The sequence below is a fragment of the Sphingomonas sp. NY01 genome, from assembly GCF_038809135.1.
GTDB classification, from domain to species: Bacteria; Pseudomonadota; Alphaproteobacteria; order Sphingomonadales; family Sphingomonadaceae; genus Sphingomonas; species Sphingomonas carotinifaciens.
This window is the reverse complement of record NZ_CP101722.1, coordinates 900,752-918,378: the sequence shown is the minus strand read 5'-3', so window position 1 is coordinate 918,378 and position 17,627 is coordinate 900,752. Positions and strand designations below refer to the sequence as shown.

Sequence of the window (17,627 nt, the reverse complement as noted above, 5' to 3'; positions counted from 1 at the left end):
CCGCCTCTATCCCCCGGCCCCTTGGCGCCCTATGTCGCTCCCGAAAAAACAGAGTCCTCTGGAGAGAAGCATGTCCACCGATCCCGTCGTGATCCTGTCCTATGCCCGCACGCCCATGGGCTCGTTCCAGGGTTGCCTGGCAGGCGCCACCGCGACGGAGCTTGGAGCCGCCGCCGTCGCCGGCGCGGTCGGGCGCGCGGGTGTTGCGGCCGACGCGGTGGAGCGGATCCTGATGGGCTGCGTGCTTCCCGCCGGCCTGGGACAGGCGCCCGCCCGCCAGGCGGCGATCGGCGCCGGCCTTGGCACCCATGTCGAGGCGACGACCCTCAACAAGATGTGCGGATCGGGCATGCAGGCCGCGATCATGGCGGCGGAGGGGTTGGCTGCCGGATCGGCGGACCTGATCGTCGCGGGCGGCATGGAGAGCATGACGAACGCGCCCTATCTGTCGAAAAAGCATCGCGGCGGCGCGCGCATCGGCCACGACACGATGTACGACCATATGTATCTCGACGGGCTGGAGGATGCCTATGAACCCGGCCGCCTGATGGGCAGCTTCGCCGAGGATACCGCGGCGGAATATCAGTTCACGCGCGAGGCGCAGGACCGCTTCGCGATCGCCTCGCTGGAACGGGCCCAGGCCGCGCAGAAGAGCGGCGCCTTCGACCGCGAGATCGTGCCCGTCACCGTGCGCGGTCGCAAGGGCGACACGGATGTCACCCTCGACGAGCAGCCCGCGCGCGGCGACATTGCGCGCATCCCAACGCTGAAGCCCGCCTTTTCGCGCGACGGCACGATCACCGCGGCCAATGCGTCCTCGATCTCGGACGGTGCCGCGGCACTGGTCATGACCCGGATGAGCGTCGCCGAGCGCCTTGGCCTGACGCCGATCGCCCGCGTCGTCTCGCACGCCGCGCACGCCCATGCGCCCGCGCGTTTCACCACCGCGCCGGTCTTCGCGATGCGCAAGGCGCTGGACAAGGCCGGCTGGCAGGCAGGCGATGTCGACCTGTACGAGGTGAACGAGGCATTCGCCTGCGTCGCGATGATCGCGATGCGCGACCTGGACCTGGGTCATGAGCGGCTGAACGTGCATGGCGGCGCCTGCGCGCTGGGCCATCCGATCGGGGCCAGCGGCGCCCGCGTGCTGGCGACCCTGTTGTCCGCGCTGGAGACGCGCGGCGCACGCCGCGGCGTCGCATCCTTGTGCATCGGCGGCGGCGAGGCGACGGCGATGGCGGTGGAGCGCCTCTAGCCCCGCCTCAGGGCAGGCGCTCGCCCGGCTCCACGCCCCAGAGCCGGTCGACGGTGACATAGCCCGCCTGCCCCTTCACGTCGAACCGGCACCAGCCGCCGCCGCACGCGCTCAGCCGCCCGACCACGCCTGGCGCCGCGCGCCACGCGATGCTGGCGCCGTCGCTCGGCCGGGCATACATCGGCGCCGGCTCCGTTCCGCGCACGATCGCGGTGCGGGTATCGCGCAGCAGCGCGGCCAGCATCCAGCCCTCGGTACCGTCCGGGTCCTGCACGCGGCGCCATTCCTTGAACACCGCCACCACCTTCACCGGCAGGTCGACACGCCGGTACAGCCAGCTGGCCGGATAGCTGCGCGCCGGCCCGGTGCGCATCCGCGCCTGCCCCGCCCCGATCGAGGCATAATAGGGCAGCGCCCGCTTGCCCGGGGCATCGGCCGCCCCGGCATGGTCCGGCATCACCCCCGCCAACACCAGTGCCGCCACGGCACCCGCGATCCACCTGCGCATCGTCAATCAGCCCCCAGTCGTCTATCCGCGCTCTACGCCGAGCCGCCCGGCTCCATCAACCACCGTTGACGTTGGCGGGCGCATGGCTCAATCCGGCGTCATGTCCGACACGCGCCGCTGCCCCCATCCCCGGGTCATCGTCACCCGCGAACTGCCCGATGCGGTGGCCGACCGGATGACCGCGCTGTTCGACGCCAGGCTGAGCCGCGGCGACGCCCGGATGACCACGGACGAACTGGTCGCCGCCGTCGCCGCGTGCGACGTGCTGGTCCCCACCGTCACCGACGTGATCGATGCCGACCTGATCGCCCGCGCCGGCCCGCGCCTGCGCCTGATCGCCAATTTCGGCGCGGGCGTGAACCATATCGATCTTGCCGCCGCCCGCGCGCGCGACATCATCGTCACCAACACCCCCGGCGTCCTGACCGAGGATACCGCGGACATGACCATGGCGCTGATCGTCTCGGTCCCCCGCCGGCTGGCGGAGGGCGAGAAGCTGGTCCGGTCGGGCGAGTGGAAGGGGTGGAGCCCCGGCGGCATGCTCGGCCACCGTATCGGCGGCAAGGCGCTGGGCATCGTCGGCATGGGCCGCATCGGCCAGGCGGTCGCGCGCCGCGCCCGCGCCTTCGGCCTGTCGATCCATTACCATAATCGCCGCCGCCTGCCGCGCAGCATCGAGGACGAACTGGGCGCCACCTGGCACCCCGATCTCGACGAGATGCTGGCGATCGCCGACATCGTCACCATCCACACGCCCCTCAATGCCGACAGCCGCGACCTGATCGATCGTCGCCGCATCGGCCTGATGCGGTCCCATGTCTATCTCATCAACGCCAGCCGCGGCGGCATCGTCGACGAGGAGGCGATGGTCGATGCGCTGGAGGGCGGTCGCCTTGCCGGGGCCGGGCTGGACGTGTGGCGCCATGAACCGCAGATCGACCCGCGCCTGCTGGCGCTGCCCAATGTGGTGATGATCCCGCACATGGGCTCGGCAACGCTCGAAGGGCGCGTCGCGTCGGGCGAAAAGGTGATCGCCAATATCCGCATGTGGGCCGATGGCCATCGCCCGCCCGATCAGGTTCTCGACGGCTGGGCCTGAACAAAGTTTTGATCCAGATCAATTCACTGATCGGAACCGATTGCAGCCCTGCTGCATTGGCCTGTTGCAATTTACCGCAACAGGAGCTTCCAACCATGAAGAAAGTCGCGCTTTGCGTGGCGCTTGCCGCGTCCGCCCTCTCCATGTCCGCCTGCTCGACGCTGCGCGGCGCTGCGATCGGTGGCGCCGGTGGTGCGGGCGTCGCCGCCGCCACGGGTAACAGCGTGGAAAAGGGTGCCGCCGCCGGTGGTGCCGCGGGCGCCGTGATCGGCACCGTCGCAGACTAAACGGAAAGGCGTCAGCCTGATCCGACCAACCGTTCGTGTCGAGTAGCCACCGGGTAGCGGCAAGGCCGCATATCGAGATGGTGTATCGAGAGGCATGTTGCCGCCCATGGCCGCGATGTCCCGATACGCTCCTTTGGAGCTACTGGACACGAACGGATTGGATGAAAGTGCTCGATAAGGGCTACTGACGTCGGGCCTCTTATTTCGCCTGCTGCTCGACCGGCACCGGCGTCAATTCATAGACCTGCAGGTCCTCGCCCGGTAGCACCAGCCGCCAGCGAAACGGCCCGATCCGCTCGACCACGCCGAACAGGTCGCGCTCCGGATCCTCGCCATAGCCGAGCGATCCGTCGCCCGCCTGTTTCTGGCGCGCCCCCATGAACACATAGCGCTTCGTGCCATCGGGATAGAGCCACCCGCCCGGCAATGCGCTCCCCGTCTGCTTGGTGAAGCTCAGCCGCTCGCCATCCTCGCTGCCGACATAGCAGAAGAAAGCCGGAAAACTCCGCACCACCCGCCCGCTCATTACCAGCAATCGGCATTTGTACGATCCGGGTGGCAGGGCGGCATGGTCCAAAGCCGCATCGCCGCGCAACAGGTCGCCCTCGCTCGCCACCGTCGCCCGGCCGCGTCGCTCCAGCCCGGCCTGTGCCGCCGCCCACCGGGCCGGAAGTCCTTCCAGCCGCAGGGCATCGCCGGGGCTGATCGTGCTGCGCCAGGCGGGTTCCTCCTGCGAGGTCACGACCGGCGTCACCGCCGGGCGCACGGGTGCATGCCGCCCGCCACCACAGGCCGCCAGCGCGCCGCACAGGCCGATCCCGATCCACCGCATCATGTTCCCGCCCCTTCGCACCACCGAACCCGGCGATGCCGATACAGACGTTAACGAATGGTTAGAGCAACCCCGGCGATCGGGGTAGTCCGTATCACCAGCGCGACCGGCGATCCGTGAACGGCGCGATGTCGGTCTGCGGCCGATCAGGGCGGCGCGCGGTGCCTTGTGCAAACGGTTCGATCGCGACCGCGGCAAAACCGGCATAGCGCATGTCGGTTTCGGGCGGCATCGCGCATCCCTCCCCCGCCACCGCCATTTCCACCTGATCGATGCCACCGGTCTGGAGCACGTTGCGCACGGACCGGAAACGGTTCCAGGCGACCTGTCGCCCCGCCTCGTCGCGCGTTTCCAGCGGCACGCAGACCAGCGTCGTGCCCTCGGCCCACGCGGCGCCTTCGGGCGTCAGCGCGTCCAGCACCGGGCGCTGATTGGGGTGGAGTTCGCCCACCCCGCGCGAGAAATAGACCTTGCGAATGCCCGGCGCCACGACCGGCGGCGCGCCGTCGGCGGCCGGGCTCGCCGCCTGCAACGCCATCACCACGAGACCGACGATCATCGCATCATGCTCCTTCGCATCCTACAACGAAGAATAGGCGATTTCGGCCCCGATGCCCAGTATGCGGCCCGGCCGATCAGTCGCCGGTCAGGATGCGATCGACCAGTTGCTTCACCGACGGCACGAAGCCGTTGGAATAGAAGGGATCGCGCTTGAAGTTATACGCGGCATGGCCGGCAAACATCAGGTTGCTTTCGACGTCCCCGCCATGCGCGATCTCCTGCAACGTCTTCTGGATGCAGAAGCTGCGCGGATCGGCCAGTCGCCCGGTCGAATTCGTCTCGGTGTCCGCCCAGCTCGAAAACAGGCACTGCGACAGGCAGCCCATACAGTCCGCCTGGTCCTTGCGGATTTCCTTGGTTTCCTCGGGCGTGACGAAGACCAGCGTATTGTCCGGCGTCTTCAGCGCGGTGGTGAAGCCATGCCCGAACCATTCGCGCGCGCGCAGCAGGTCGTTGCGCGTCACCCAGAAATTCTTGCCCTTCACGCCCACGTCGAGCTGGAAGACATGGTCGCCCGCTTCCTGCGTGGAAAAGGCGATCTGCCGGTCCGACCGCGCTTCCAGGTTGCGCAGGAAGGGATTGCGCACCGCCGACGAATAGAAGCCGGTCGGGCTGAACCGGTGGAGCAGCACGTCGCCCTCCTCGATCGTCATCAGCCGCGCCTTCCACGCCTCGGGAATCGGGCTTTCGCGGGTCAGCAGCGGGCGGGTCCCGAACTGGAAGGCGATGCGCCCCAACTCGGGATTGTCGATCCAGTCGTTCCAGTCGCGCAGGTACCAGACGCCGCCGGCCATCACGATCGGCACCTCGTCCGAAATGCCGCCCTCGCGCATCGTCTCGCGCAGCGCCTTGACGCGGGGATAGGGATCTTCCGGCTTCAACGGGTTTTCGGCGTTGGACAGGCCGTTATGCCCGCCCGCCAGCCAGGGATCCTCATAGACCACGCCCGCCAGCCACTCGGCCGCCTTGGAATAGGCGCGCTTCCACAGCGCGCGGAACGCCCGGCCAGAGGACACGATCGGCAGATAGCTGACCTGATGCTCGGCGGCGATCTCGGACAGCTTGTACGGCATGCCCGCACCGCAGGTGACACCCGCGACCAGCCCCTTTGTCCGCTCCAGCACACCCTGCAGCACGCGCTGCGCGCCGCCCATTTCCCACAGCACGTTGATGTTGATCGCGCCGTTGCCGCCGGCAATGTCCCAAGCGCGCTTGACCTGCTGCACCGCGCCCTCGATCGCGTATTCGATCAGTTCCTCGTGCCGCTCGCGCCGGGTCAGCGCGCGGTACACCTGCGGGATGATCTTGCCTTCGGAATCGTAACTATCTGCATTTACTGCGGAAACCGTGCCAATGCCGCCCGCGGCAGCCCAGGCGCCGGCGGATGCGTGGTTCGTCGCGGCCACACCTTTGCCCCCTTCGACGATCGGCCAGACTTCGCGGCCGTTATACAGGATGGGGCTAAGGCCTTTGAACACGACGACACCTTATGGGGGACAGCAAAGCCCCCATATAGCGATTGCCTCGCGCCGTGCGAGCGAATTGCGACTCACCGCGCTCGGCGCAGGAACCCGCAAGGCCTCGCAAGCGCTTGGGCTCCCATGTCCGACACCGGCCTGACCGCCCGCATCCGCGAGAACATCGTCCTGTTCGGCGCCTTGGCCGCCAATCTGGGGATCGGCATCGCCAAGTTCGTGGCCGCCGGGATCACCGGATCATCCTCCATGTTGACGGAGGGCGTCCATTCGGTCGTCGACAGCGGCAATCAGGTACTGCTGCTCTATGGCCAGAAAAAGGCCCGCCGCGCCCCCGATATCGTTCACCCCTTCGGCTATGGGCGCGAGCTGTATTTCTGGGCCTTCGTCGTCGCGATCCTGATCTTCGCGATCGGCGCCGGCGTGTCGATCTATGAAGGGGTGCGCCACATCCGCACGCCAGAGCCGTTGCGCGACCCCACCGTCAACTACATCGTCCTTGTCATCGCCTTTCTGCTGGAGGGTGCGTCCTGGACGATCGCGGTGCGCGAGTTCGCCAAGGCCAAGGGCGATACCGGCTGGTGGCGCGCGATCCACCAGTCCAAGGACCCCGCCGGCTTCATCGTGCTGTTCGAGGATTCGGCCGCGCTGGCCGGCCTCGTCATCGCCGGCATCGGCGTCTGGGCCAGCCATGCCTATGCCGATCCGCGGATCGACGGCGTCGCCTCCGTCCTGATCGGCCTGATCCTTGCCGCGGTCGCGGTGCTGCTCGCCCGCGAGGCCAAGGGGCTGCTGATCGGGGAGCGCGCCGATCCGGTCACCGTTGAGCGCATCCGTGCGCTGGTCGATGCGCAGCCGTGGATCACGCACGTCAACCATGTCCGCACCGTCCATACCGCGCCCGACAGCATCTTCGCCGCGATCAGCGCCGATTTCGTCGACGACCTGCCCATGGGCGAGGCGGAGACGCTGATCGAGCATCTGGAGGACGATCTGCGCGCTGCCGTACCGATGCTCTCGTCCATCTATATTCGCCCCGAAAAGCGCGAAAATGCCCCTCCGCTCGGACCGCGACCTGCGATATGATGGGCCATGCGCCCGCTCCTTCGCCTGCTCGCTCCCCTGCTGCTCTGGCTGGCATCGGCGATGCCGGCGCAGGCCGCGGTCACCATCACCTTCTGGAGCCATGAGCTCGGCAACAGTTTCCCGCACACCTTTTTCAGCTTGCGGGGCGTGGCCGATGCCGGTGGCCCGCCGGTCGACAGCTATTTCGGCTTCACCGCCCGCTCGGTCAGCCCGGCGCTGTTGTTCGGGTCGGTGGCGGGCCGCCTCGATCGCCCCACCCCCGGCTATGTCGCGGGCAGCGACGCGCAATTCTCGGTGGTGATGACCGATGCGCAATATACCGAGATCCTGGCCCTGATCGCCGGCTGGAGCGAGGATGGCGGCGACAGCCGCTACGATCTCGGCACGCGCAACTGCATCCATTTCGTCAAGGAGGCGGCCAGCCGCCTCGGCCTGACCGGGCTCGACCAGCCGAAGCTGATGCGCAAGCCACGCTCCTATCTGAAGGCGGTGGCCGCGGCCAATGCCGGCCGCGTCACTCCGATCGGCCAGCATGGCAGGGCCTATCTCGCCACGCTGCCGCCGATCGCGCCGGTGGCCGCGGCTCAGCCCGCCGGCACGATCTCCACCACGTCGAGCAGCGATTCATAGGCGGGATAGGGCATCGCGATCCGCCAGCGCGCCGGCCCGACCCGCTCGACGATCCCCACCATGTCGCGCGCCCGGTCCCGGCCATAGGCCAGCGGCCGCGCCTCGTCCGCCAGCATCAGCGTCCCCAGAAACACCGCGCGCGCATCGGTATCGGCATAAAGCCGCCCGGCGAAGCGCTGCGATCCGTCCAGCTTGACCAGCCGGCTGCCGCCCTCCGACACCCGGCATCCGAAGAAGGGATAGGCGACGTAGCGCAGGCGCGTCATGCCCTTGGCGCCCAGCTTGATCGTGCGGCAGCGATAGTCGCCGTCGGGCAGCGCGGGGTCGGCCAGCGCCCGGTCGCCATCCGCCAGCGCGCCCAGCGCGGCCGCTGCCCCGGCATGTTCGCTGGCCCGTACCTGCGCCATCGCCTCGACCCATGCGTCGCGCCACTGCCGCAACCGTCCCCGATCCTCCTTGGTGGCCACCCGCCGCCAGTCCGCCCGATCCGCTGCCACGGCCGACCCCGCGACCACCACCAGCACCGCCGCCCCCAACACCCCCCTCATGCCGCGGTCCACCCCCCGTCCATCGCCAGGTTCGCCCCCGTGATCGAACGCGCCTCGTCCCGACACAGAAACAGCGCCATCGCGGCCACCTCCTCACAGGTCACGAACTGCTTGGTCGGCTGCGCGGCCAGCAGCACGTCGTTGATCACCTGATCGCGGCTCAGCTTGCGCGCGGTCATCGTGTCGGGGATCTGCTGCTCGACCAGCGGCGTCCAGACATAGCCCGGCGAGATGCAATTCACGGTGATCCCGTCCATCGCCACCTCCAGCGCCACCGTCTTGGTGATCCCCACCACGCCGTGCTTGGCCGCGACATAGGCCGACTTGTTGGGGCTGGCGACCTGGCTGTGCGCCGACGCGGTGGAGATGATCCGCCCCCAGCCCTTAGCGCGCATGTGCGGCACCGCCACGCGCATCATGTGCCACGCCGCCGACAGGTTGATCGCGATGATCGCGTCGAACTTGTCGACCGGGAACGTGTCGATCGGTGCGACATGCTGGATGCCGGCATTGTTGACGATGATGTCGCACGATCCCGTCTCGGCCACCGCCTGCTCGACCATCGCCGCGATCTCGTCGGGCTGGCGCATGTCGGCGGGCACGTACAGTGCCGCCGCCCCGCTCGCCTCCGCCAGCCGGGCGCGCTTCTCCTCGATCGCCTCCGCCTCGCCAAAGCCGTTGATGACCACCGACGCGCCCGCCTTGGCCAGCACCTCGGCAATCGCAAAGCCGATCCCCGAGGTCGATCCGGTCACGATCGCCGTCTTGCCCTGCAGGAACATGCTCATCCCCCTCACCCTTGCCTTGTGTTCGCCATCAGCATGACGCGAACCCATCGCCCCGTGCAACCGTCGAGGCCGGTCGGGGGTTCATCACGCCAACGCAACTTTCGCCAGGGAAGAGGGGCGCCCATGCGGCTCGACGATTATGACAACGACATCAATGTCGGTGAGGCGCAGGGTGGCGGCGGATTCGGCGGCGGTGGCGGCGGTCTGCTGTTCGGCCTGTTGCCGCTGATCGGCAGCCGCTTCGGATGCGGCGGCATCGTCGTCGTGCTGATCATCCTCGCCGTTCTCGGGCTGAACCCGCTTAATCTGCTTGGCGGCGGCGGTCAGGTCGGCACACCGGTCAGCCGCGGCCCTTCCACCGGCACCGACGTCCGCCAGGTCTGCGACGCCACCCCGGCCAGGCGGGAGACGTGCCAAGCCTACAGCAACGCGCAGAACACCTGGGAACAGATTTTCGCGCAATCGGGCCAGCGGTTCGAGGCGCCGATGCTGCAATTCTACACCGGCTCCGGCCGGTCCGGCTGCGGTGCGGCACAGTCCGCCATGGGTCCGTTCTACTGCCCGTCGGACAACGGCATCTATCTCGACACCAGCTTCTTCGACGAACTCGCCAACCGCTTCGGTGCCCAGGGTGATTTCGCGCGCTATTATGTGATCGCGCACGAATTCGGCCATCACATCCAGCATCTGCTCGGCACCTCGACCGAGGTCAGCCGGGCCCAGGCCAGTGCCGGCCGCGCGGAGGGCAACGCCCTGTCCGTCCGCCTTGAGCTACAGGCCGATTGCTATGCCGGCGTCTGGGCCGCCCGCAACCGCAACCGCCTGGAACCCGGTGATATCGAGGAAGGCATGACCGCCGCCCGCGCGATCGGCGACGACACGCTGCAACGCGAAGCCGGCGGTCGCGTGGTCCCCGACAGCTTCACCCATGGCACCTCAGAACAGCGGATGCGCTGGCTGCGCCGTGGCCTGGAAACCGGCGATCCGGCGCAGTGCAACACCTTCGACGCCGCGATCGGCTAGCACCGATCGGCCAGAACTGGGCATCGGGGGCGGTGACATCACTGCCCCTGACGCCGCGGAGCCAACCGCCGGATCAGAAAGGATGGATCGATCGCCGCCGGCGATCCGACCGATCGAACGGATAATGCCGCTGCCGGTCGGTGCCGCTCGGGCGCCAAAGGCCCACCTCCAGCGTCTGCCACCCTGACGGCATCGCATGATAGCCGTTGATCGACCAGAAAACCCGGCTCGGCATCACCGCGGGAGGATCGGTCACGCGCGTGCCCGGCGCGCCCTGCGGGATCATCCGGGGGAGCGGCGCGCTTTCCACCACGTCATTCGCCGGTATGGCGAGCACCGGTGCCTCCAACGGCGTCACCTTCTCGACCGCGGCGGTCCAACGCGCCTGATGCTCCGCCGCCTTCTCGCGCCGCCATGCATCGCGGCGCCTTTCGCGCCGGCCGCGGACGAAGTTGGAAACGGCGGCACCACTGCCGGCAAGCAGCGTGCCGCCCACGACGATCTCGACAATCACGATCAAACCCACCTACCCGATTACTCCGGACGGGTATATCAATTTGGATGACTGCGAACCTGCGCTGTTTTACAACTTATCAAAAGGTTCCCGGCCATCTAAAGTTTATCCGGCCAAGATCCGGTCACAGCTTCACAAGCATCTTTCCGGTGTTACCCCCGGAAAACAGGGCTAAAAATGCCTCCGGCGTGGCATCAAGTCCTTCAAACACCGTTTCCTGCCGCTGCAAGGCGTCATTCTTCACCAGATCACCCATGTCGGCATAGAATTCACCGGCGCGATCCAAATAGTCGCTGACGATAAATCCCTGCATTCTCACGCGCTTGCCGATCATCTGCGCCAGATGCCGGAGGCTGGTCGGCTTTGCCTCGTTATACACCTCGATCATTCCGCAAATCGCGAAGCGCGCGCGCGGACGGGCATGGGCCAGCGCCGCATCCAGATGGTCGCCGCCGACATTGTCGAAATACACGTCGATCCCCTTGGGCGCGGCTTCGCCCAGCGCCTCGGCGATCGGACGCCCGGACTTGTAATCGACCACCGCGTCCGCGCCGATCTCGCGCACCCATGCGCATTTTTCCGCGCCGCCGGCCGATCCGATCACGGTCATGCCCTTGGCCTTGGCCAGTTGCACCACCGTCGATCCGACGGCCCCGGCCGCGGCGGAGACGAACACCGTGTCGCCGGCCTTGGCCTCGGCCACCGCCAGCAGGCCGAAATAGCCCGTCATCCCCGGCATGCCGAGCTGCCCCAGAAAGGCCTGCGGCGCGACATCGATCGGCGGCAGCGCCTGTACCTGATCGGCAGGCAACACCGCCTCGTCACGCCATCCGGCCATGTGGCTGACCATCGTCCCGACCGGCACGGCATCGGCCCGGCTTTCCACCACCTCGCCCAGCGCATGGCCCTGCATCGGCTGCCCTAGCTCGAACGGCGGGACATAGCTTTTTACGTCGTTCATCCGGCCGCGCATATAGGGGTCGACCGACAGCCACCGGTTGGCGACGCGCACCTGCCCGTCTTCCAGGCTACCCGATTGCTGCTCGACCAGCGCGAAATCGCTGGCCTTGGGCAATCCCTTGGGCCGGTTCGTCAGCGTCCATGCCTGTGCCATCGCGGTGTCTCTCCTGCTTGTTTCTGCGCGGCGATCATGCCGCGCGCCCTGCCAAATCGAAAAGGCCAAATCAAAAAGGCCCGGGCATGCGGCCCGGGCCTTTTCCTTGAACATTCCGGCGGCGCACCGCCGGATCACCTCACCGGATCAATAGGTCCCGGAAAAGCTCTTGTTCAGCCCGTGCGAACCGTCCTGCCCGGCCTGACCCGACTGGCCGGCCTGCTTCGCCTGACCGGTCTGGTTCGACTGCCCGGCCTGACCCGTCTGGCTCATATGGTTGGACTGACCGGTCTGGTCGCGCCGCCCATCTGGGCGATCACCGAACAGCGCCTGTGCGTCTTCCTCGTCGCGCCAATGCTTCTTGGCCTCGTCCGCGGTCTTCGCCAGCGTCACCTTGGTGTCCACGGTCTGCAACCAGCGCGACGGGATGGAGTGATGACGACCACCCGCATCGCTGTCGTTCTTGGTCAGCAGGATGCGGTCGCCACGGACCTTGTCGACCGTGCCGACATGCGTCCCGTCAGAGCCGACCACGTCCATATGCTCGGTCACCTTGTTCAGTAGGTCTCGCTGCCCCTGGCGCTGGGTGCGCCACGTGCCGAACTCGTTCTCGAACTTGGAGCGGTTCTCGCTGCGATACTCGTCATAGTCACGATCGAGTGCCGCGATCTGGCCGGAGCGCCAGCTGTGATAATCATTGTCGCGCTCGGCATAATAACGCTCGTCATAGCGCGAATCGGCCTCGCGCCGACGCTCGGCCTCCTCGTCGCCGAACCACGAGCGGACCTCGTCTCCGGCGCGCGCCATGAAACCGCGCTCTTCATAGTCATAGCCCTGCGGCTGACGCCCGTAATCCTGCGAGGAACGGCCGCCACCGCGATGATCCTGCTGCTCGCGATAGCGCGAGTCCTGGCCGTATCCACCGCCGCGATAGTCGCTGCGCGCCGGACCGTAATCCTCGCCGGCGAAGCGACGATGCCCGTCACCGCGCGAGCCCTCGTCGCGCACGCCGTAGCGTTCGTGATTGCGATAACCGCCATATTCGCCGCCGCGGCCATAGCCGCGCTCGCCGCCACCGAATCGACTGCCCTGATAGTCCTGACCCCGGTTATCCTGACCCCGGTTATCCTGACCCCGGTAATCCTGGCTCCGATAGTCCTGGCTGCGGTAATCCTGGCCCTGCCCGTATCCGCGATCACGCTGGGCGTAACGCTGATGCCCGTAATCGCGCGTGCCATAGCCGCGGCGCTCGTCGTCGAACGACCCGGCGGCGTCATAATCACGCGCGCTGGAATAGGTGTAATCACGACCCGATCCATAGTCGCGACCATAGTCGAAATCGCGGTCGTCCCGGTTACCGCTCCGCGAATTGCGATCGTACGGCATGGTGTCCTCCTGATGTTCGGTCCTACGGCATCCGCCGTGCTGTGACGGCCCGGTCGGATATTCCAGGTTGAACAAGGGTCGAGGCGAATGATGGTTCCCGCCGGCCCGGACGAGCCGGTCGCCTCCCGCGACTAAATCTGGATCAATGCCGCCCGCCGGCGGTGCAGCCGAAAATACCGGGCGGGTGAAACCGCTGTTGCATCGCCCGATCGGCCTCGCTAAGGGCGTCACTTCCAGCCCTCGGGGCCGGACCGGGGCGGGGCCGTAGCTCAGATGGGAGAGCGCTGCAATCGCACTGCAGAGGTCAGGGGTTCGATTCCCCTCGGCTCCACCACCCCGCCTTTTCCGACATCGTCCGCACCGAACCGCCCCGGCACGGGACCCGCGCCCCCGATCCGCCACCTCGCGCGTTCCCCTGTCATGCCTCCTTCTGCGATGCCTGATGCCCTCCCGGCCGCTACCCTGATCCTGATGCGCGACCGCCCTGGCGCGGCATCCGAAATCCTGATGGTCGAGCGGGCCGCGGCACTCGCCTTTGCCGGCGGCGCGCTGGTGTTCCCCGGCGGCCGCATCGATCCCGCCGACCACGCGCGTGCCGATGGTCACGGCCTCCCCATCGACGACGCCGCCGCACGCATCGCCGCCATCCGGGAGACGATCGAGGAAGTCGGCATCGCAGTCGGCCTGGATGCAGCACCCGGCGCCGTGTCCGACCGGGCCGCACTTGCCGGGTCGCTCAGCGCAGCGACACTCGATCTTGCCGCGTTGATCCCCTTTGCCCGCTGGCGGCCGGATCATGCAGTGGCGCGCATCTTCGACACGCGCTTCTATCTCGCCCGCCTGCCCGCCGATGCCCCCGCGCCGGAACCGGATGGCGGGGAAACCGTGCGGGCCTTCTGGACGACGGCACAGGCCGTGCTCGACGCCGCCGAGGCCGGCCGGGCCATGCTCATCTACCCCACCCGCCGCACGCTGGAGCGCCTTGCCCGCTTCGCCGATTTTACGGAGGCCGCCGCCGACGCGGCCCGTCATCCCGTCCGCACGATCACGCCCTTTGTCGATCACCGGGCCGACGGCGACTGGCTCTGCATCCCGGAGGATTGCGGTTATCCGGTCACCGCGGAACGCCTCGCTGCGGCGACCCGCGGCTGATGCGGACGCTGCGCCGGGCGATCGCCGCACTGGTCATCGGCGCCGTCGTCGCGGCGCTGCTGTTCGTCGCCTGGGGAATAATGCGGGGTCGCCCGCAGGATCTGCCCTGGACCCCGCTCGATCTCGGCGCGCCGGTCGGGCTGTTCACCGGCCGCAAGCTGACCGCATTGGGCAGCGATTTTCCGCAATGCCAGCGCCTGCTCGACAAGGCCGGGGTCCGCTACACGGTTTTGCCCCCGCGACGGGACAGCGCGCAATGCGGCTATGACGATGCCGTCCGCCTGACCGGTACGGGCGCGCAGCGTATCGGCTATCGTCCCGCCGGGCTCGGCATCGCCTGTCCGGTCGCCGCAGCCCTGTCGCTCTGGGAATGGACCGTGGTCCAGCCTGCCGCCCAGAAGCGTTTTGGCAGTCGCGTCACCGCCATCGACCATTTCGGCAGCTACAACTGCCGCCGCATCTCCGGGCGCGACAGCGGCACCTGGAGCGAGCATGCCACCGCCGACGCGGTCGATATCGCCGGCTTCCGCCTGGCAGACGGGCGGCGCATCACCGTCGCACGCGACTGGACCGGCGGGGCGGACAATGCCGCGTTTCTGCGCGAGGTACGCGACGGCGCCTGCCGGCTGTTCGCCACGACGCTGTCACCCGACTATAACGCGGCCCATGCCGATCATCTCCATCTCGACCAGGCCGATCGCGGCACCGCCGGCTGGCGGGCATGTCGCTGACTGAAAGCTCTTTTATGCCCCAATCACGCAGCTACGCCGCCTTCCTCTTCGACATGGACGGCACCCTCCTGAACAGCATTCCCTCCGCCATCCGCGCCTGGACCCGCTTCGCACAGCGCCACGACCTGCCGGTCGAACACGTCCTCTCCATCATGCACGGCGTCCGCGCCATCGAAACGATCCGGCGCCTGGCACCGGCCGGCGTCGATCCGGTGGCGGAGGCGGAGGCGCTGACCCGGGACGAGATTGCCGATGTCGGCGATGTGGTGGAGATCCCCGGTGCTGCGGCGATGCTGGCGACGTTGCCGCCGGATCGGTGGGCGCTGGTCACCTCCGCACCACGCGCATTGGCGCGCGCCCGCCTTGCCGCCGCCGGCCTGCCCTTCCCCGCCCACATCGTCACGGCGGACGATGTCTCGCGCGGCAAGCCCGCTCCGGACGCCTTCCTCCTCGGTGCCCGGCGCCTCGGGGTCGACCCGGCCGATTGTCTGGTCTGGGAGGATACCATTGCCGGCATCACCGCGGCCGAGGCGGCGGGTGCCGACGTGATCGCGGTCACCGCCACCCATGCCGCGCCGATGGCAACCCCCTATGCCACCATCACGGACTATCGGACGCTGTCGGTAACCCAGGATGCCGATGGCAGGCTGATGCTGCATTTCGACCAAAAGTCGTAAGGTGTGGAAGGCGCGGTCGAGCCACGACCGGGCCCGCCACCTCAATTCGCCAGCGACGTCCCCGAATCTACCTTTTCCACCCAATGCGGGAAAAAGGCGGGCTGGCGGTTCGACCAGCCCGATGCGGTCGCCGCCGCCTCGCTGATCGACTGGAGCAGCTTGCGCCGCAGCTCGGGACTGAGATGCGGCAACGCCGCCGCCGCGCAAAAGGCCGCGGGCAGCCATGGCCGTACCTCGGCCCCGATCAGCCTCTCGTACAGGAAGCGGAATGCCGCAAAGCTGGTCAGCCGCCCCTGACCCAGATCGAACGCCGCCAGCGTGATGAGCGGCGCCAGAAACGGCTCGGCCGCCTCCAGTCCGCTATCACCCGGAATGCCGCGGCGCAGCTCCGGCAGTGCGTTGTAGAGCCGCGCCTGCGCCCGGATGCTTGCGGCCTCCACCACGTCGCGCGACCAGCGGAGCATGGCGTCCTCGCGGTCCAGCCCGATGTCCAGCGAGCGGCGGATATAGCGCTGGGTCGCCGCGCCGAAGCCGGCGAATTCCTTCATCTCGGCCAGCGTCATCGCGCCTTCCGCCGGTCTCATTCTCGATCCCATGTGCATCACCCCGCCCGCTCGCTCATCGACCGGATGATGATGCACCAGGATGGTTAACATGATCCTGAACGGCCACCACCGGCCTTATCATCAGAGGATCATGGAACGCGCTGCGCCGCAACAAAGATTGCGACGAACCGAAGCCCGCCGCAATCCCCGAAGTCTGTAATGATGCCAAAGGGCAACAATCCGTTGCGTCAGCCGTCTTTCAGGCGGCGCTCCGCTTCTTCGTCATAGCCCGACGAGGGCGCCGGACCGTGATTGTGGACCGGCTGGGTCGAGGAGGGCGGATCGCTGGCATCCATCGACTCGTCCAGCCCGGCGTCGAGCCGGGCATCCCGGCTTTCCGGGTCGCGCGCCAGCCGCTTGCCGATCGAACGATCGCGCCCGGCATCCTGCCGTTCGTTGCGGCCCTCGTTGTTGCTGCCGCTGTTGGATTCGGTGTCGTCGCTGCTCATGGCACACTCCCCATGTGAATACTCGTGTCGCAGGGAGAACGATCAAGCCCAACCGCCGTTCCTCCTGATACGGATCAGCAAAGTTCGCGCACGGTGACCGACTGACCATACATCACCGCCTCGCCCCAGATCGTCATGAAGGCGATATCCGTCGCATCCCGCCCGACCGCGACGCGCGCGATATCCCGGCACGACGCCATGCCGGTGGGGTCGACCAGGCGCCATGCACCGTCCAGCCACAGCTCGGCTACCGCATGGAAGTCGGGTGGATCGACACCGGGCGCATAGGCCGAGACGCACCGCGCCGGGATCGACGCCGCCCGTGCCAGCGCCACCAGCAGATGGGCATAGTCCCGGCACACGCCGGCGCGCATCGCAAAGGTGTCCAGTGCCGTGGTCACCCCGCTGCTCGTCCCCGCCTGGTACCGCAGGGACGCGCGCACCCAATCGGCCAGCGCCTGCGCCAGCGCTCCGCCAGACAGCCCGGCGAATTCGGCCCGGACAAAGCCTTCGAACCGGTCGGACGGACAATATCGGCTCGGCATCAGATAGGCGACCACGGCACCGGGCAGCGCGCGGACCGGGGTCGCGCCGTAGTCCGCCAACACCACCGCCGGCCGCTCCACCCGCACCACCGCGCGATATTCGGCAATCAGCCGCCCCTCGCCGCGTGCCCAGCATCGCTGCCCGATCCCGTCCTCGCCCGGCACCGCGGCGATCGCGGTATCGGACCAGAGGATGAGCGACTCCTGCTCGATACGCTGATCGGCCATCGCGGCGGCCTCCACCTGCAACAGCACGTCCGCCGGTTCGGCAAAGCCGTAGTCGAGCCGCACTTCGATCGACAGCCGCATCGCCCACCCCCAAAAAGAAAGGGCCCGCCGGGGTCGTCCCGACGGGCCCTGAT

Annotated in this window: 21 protein-coding genes and 1 tRNA gene; 10 read left to right on the top strand and 12 right to left on the bottom strand. The window is 67.9% G+C overall.

The window, feature by feature from the left end:
* The first annotated feature begins 70 nt into the window (after nt 1–70).
* Nucleotides 71–1,255, top strand: a complete 1,185-nt coding sequence (locus tag NPJ82_RS04545) for an acetyl-CoA C-acyltransferase (protein WP_342658487.1) — start codon at nt 71–73, stop codon at nt 1,253–1,255.
* A 7-nt stretch (nt 1,256–1,262) separates the two neighbouring features.
* Here NPJ82_RS04545 and NPJ82_RS04540 read toward each other — a convergent pair whose 3' ends face one another.
* Nucleotides 1,263–1,763, bottom strand: coding sequence for an SH3 domain-containing protein (locus tag NPJ82_RS04540; protein WP_342658486.1), 501 nt, complete (start codon nt 1,761–1,763; stop codon nt 1,263–1,265).
* A gap of 100 nt (nt 1,764–1,863) precedes the next feature.
* Between NPJ82_RS04540 and NPJ82_RS04535 the strand changes: the two genes are divergently transcribed.
* Both NPJ82_RS04535 and NPJ82_RS04530 read left to right on the top strand, forming a co-directional pair.
* Nucleotides 1,864–2,862 carry a D-glycerate dehydrogenase gene (locus tag NPJ82_RS04535; protein ID WP_342658958.1) on the top strand — a complete coding sequence of 333 codons (999 nt, stop codon included), beginning with the start codon at nt 1,864–1,866 and terminating at the stop codon, nt 2,860–2,862.
* A gap of 95 nt (nt 2,863–2,957) precedes the next feature.
* Nucleotides 2,958–3,149 carry a hypothetical protein gene (locus tag NPJ82_RS04530; RefSeq protein WP_112382211.1) on the top strand — a complete coding sequence of 64 codons (192 nt, stop codon included), beginning with the start codon at nt 2,958–2,960 and terminating at the stop codon, nt 3,147–3,149.
* A 199-nt stretch (nt 3,150–3,348) separates the two neighbouring features.
* Here the strand turns inward: NPJ82_RS04530 and NPJ82_RS04525 are convergent, their stop codons facing one another.
* The 3 genes from NPJ82_RS04525 to NPJ82_RS04515 form a co-directional block, all read right to left on the bottom strand.
* A complete protein-coding gene (locus NPJ82_RS04525) occupies nt 3,349–3,984 on the bottom strand; it encodes a DUF4893 domain-containing protein (protein WP_342658485.1) in 636 nt (211 codons plus the stop codon).
* Between the two features lie 91 nt (nt 3,985–4,075).
* Nucleotides 4,076–4,540 carry a hypothetical protein gene (locus NPJ82_RS04520; protein ID WP_342658484.1) on the bottom strand — a complete coding sequence of 155 codons (465 nt, stop codon included), beginning with the start codon at nt 4,538–4,540 and terminating at the stop codon, nt 4,076–4,078.
* 76 nt (nt 4,541–4,616) lie between these two features.
* Complete coding sequence (locus tag NPJ82_RS04515) at nt 4,617–6,020, bottom strand: nitronate monooxygenase (RefSeq protein ID WP_342658483.1); 1,404 nt, start codon at nt 6,018–6,020, stop codon at nt 4,617–4,619.
* Between the two features lie 123 nt (nt 6,021–6,143).
* Between NPJ82_RS04515 and NPJ82_RS04510 the strand changes: the two genes are divergently transcribed.
* Nucleotides 6,144–7,103: a cation diffusion facilitator family transporter gene (locus tag NPJ82_RS04510; RefSeq protein WP_112382207.1), complete on the top strand. Its 960-nt coding sequence runs from the start codon at nt 6,144–6,146 to the stop codon at nt 7,101–7,103.
* Between the two features lie 6 nt (nt 7,104–7,109).
* The gene (locus tag NPJ82_RS04505) at nt 7,110–7,733 is read left to right on the top strand and encodes a hypothetical protein (RefSeq protein WP_342658482.1); all 624 of its coding nucleotides are present in this window, start codon (nt 7,110–7,112) and stop codon (nt 7,731–7,733) included.
* Here the strand turns inward: NPJ82_RS04505 and NPJ82_RS04500 are convergent.
* A complete protein-coding gene (locus tag NPJ82_RS04500) occupies nt 7,688–8,281 on the bottom strand; it encodes a DUF4893 domain-containing protein (protein WP_342658481.1) in 594 nt (197 codons plus the stop codon). The two genes, NPJ82_RS04505 and NPJ82_RS04500, sit on opposite strands and share 46 nt — an antisense overlap.
* The gene (locus NPJ82_RS04495) at nt 8,278–9,063 is read right to left on the bottom strand and encodes a 3-hydroxybutyrate dehydrogenase (RefSeq protein ID WP_342658957.1); all 786 of its coding nucleotides are present in this window, start codon (nt 9,061–9,063) and stop codon (nt 8,278–8,280) included. The genes NPJ82_RS04500 and NPJ82_RS04495 overlap by 4 nt, the downstream gene beginning before the upstream one ends.
* 129 nt (nt 9,064–9,192) lie before the next feature.
* On the opposite strand from NPJ82_RS04495, the gene NPJ82_RS04490 reads away from it, so the two are divergent.
* Nucleotides 9,193–10,092: a neutral zinc metallopeptidase gene (locus NPJ82_RS04490; protein ID WP_342658480.1), complete on the top strand. Its 900-nt coding sequence runs from the start codon at nt 9,193–9,195 to the stop codon at nt 10,090–10,092.
* 73 nt (nt 10,093–10,165) lie between these two features.
* On the opposite strand, the gene NPJ82_RS04485 is transcribed toward NPJ82_RS04490, so the two are convergent.
* From NPJ82_RS04485 to NPJ82_RS04475, 3 genes are all read right to left on the bottom strand, one after another.
* Entirely contained in the window at nt 10,166–10,606 is a 441-nt protein-coding gene (locus NPJ82_RS04485; protein ID WP_342658479.1) for a hypothetical protein, read from the bottom strand.
* Between the two features lie 124 nt (nt 10,607–10,730).
* Nucleotides 10,731–11,720, bottom strand: coding sequence for an NADP-dependent oxidoreductase (locus NPJ82_RS04480; RefSeq protein WP_342658478.1), 990 nt, complete (start codon nt 11,718–11,720; stop codon nt 10,731–10,733).
* Nucleotides 11,721–11,867: 147 nt separating this feature from the next.
* The gene (locus tag NPJ82_RS04475; RefSeq protein WP_342658477.1) at nt 11,868–13,106 is read right to left on the bottom strand and encodes a DUF2171 domain-containing protein; all 1,239 of its coding nucleotides are present in this window, start codon (nt 13,104–13,106) and stop codon (nt 11,868–11,870) included.
* Between the two features lie 258 nt (nt 13,107–13,364).
* Between NPJ82_RS04475 and NPJ82_RS04470 the strand changes: the two genes are divergently transcribed.
* The 4 genes from NPJ82_RS04470 to NPJ82_RS04455 all read left to right on the top strand — a co-directional run bounded on the left by NPJ82_RS04470 (nt 13,365) and on the right by NPJ82_RS04455 (nt 15,666).
* Nucleotides 13,365–13,440 (top strand) — tRNA-Ala (locus NPJ82_RS04470).
* Nucleotides 13,441–13,541: 101 nt separating this feature from the next.
* Nucleotides 13,542–14,258, top strand: a complete 717-nt coding sequence (locus NPJ82_RS04465) for an NUDIX domain-containing protein (RefSeq protein WP_342658476.1) — start codon at nt 13,542–13,544, stop codon at nt 14,256–14,258.
* On the top strand, nt 14,258–14,989 hold the full coding sequence (locus NPJ82_RS04460; protein WP_342658475.1) for an extensin family protein: 732 nt from the start codon (nt 14,258–14,260) through the stop codon (nt 14,987–14,989). Before NPJ82_RS04465 ends, NPJ82_RS04460 begins: the two co-directional genes overlap by 1 nt.
* Before the next feature lie 14 nt (nt 14,990–15,003).
* Nucleotides 15,004–15,666 (top strand): HAD-IA family hydrolase, encoded by a 663-nt coding sequence (locus NPJ82_RS04455; RefSeq protein WP_342658474.1) that lies wholly within the window; start codon nt 15,004–15,006, stop codon nt 15,664–15,666.
* Nucleotides 15,667–15,707: 41 nt separating this feature from the next.
* On the opposite strand, the gene NPJ82_RS04450 is transcribed toward NPJ82_RS04455, so the two are convergent.
* The 3 genes from NPJ82_RS04450 to NPJ82_RS04440 all read right to left on the bottom strand — a co-directional run bounded on the left by NPJ82_RS04450 (nt 15,708) and on the right by NPJ82_RS04440 (nt 17,574).
* On the bottom strand, nt 15,708–16,262 hold the full coding sequence (locus NPJ82_RS04450; RefSeq protein WP_342658956.1) for a hypothetical protein: 555 nt from the start codon (nt 16,260–16,262) through the stop codon (nt 15,708–15,710).
* 197 nt (nt 16,263–16,459) lie between these two features.
* Nucleotides 16,460–16,720, bottom strand: coding sequence for a hypothetical protein (locus NPJ82_RS04445; protein WP_240313443.1), 261 nt, complete (start codon nt 16,718–16,720; stop codon nt 16,460–16,462).
* Nucleotides 16,721–16,794: 74 nt separating this feature from the next.
* Complete coding sequence (locus NPJ82_RS04440) at nt 16,795–17,574, bottom strand: transglutaminase family protein (RefSeq protein WP_342658473.1); 780 nt, start codon at nt 17,572–17,574, stop codon at nt 16,795–16,797.
* Nucleotides 17,575–17,627 lie beyond the last annotated feature (53 nt).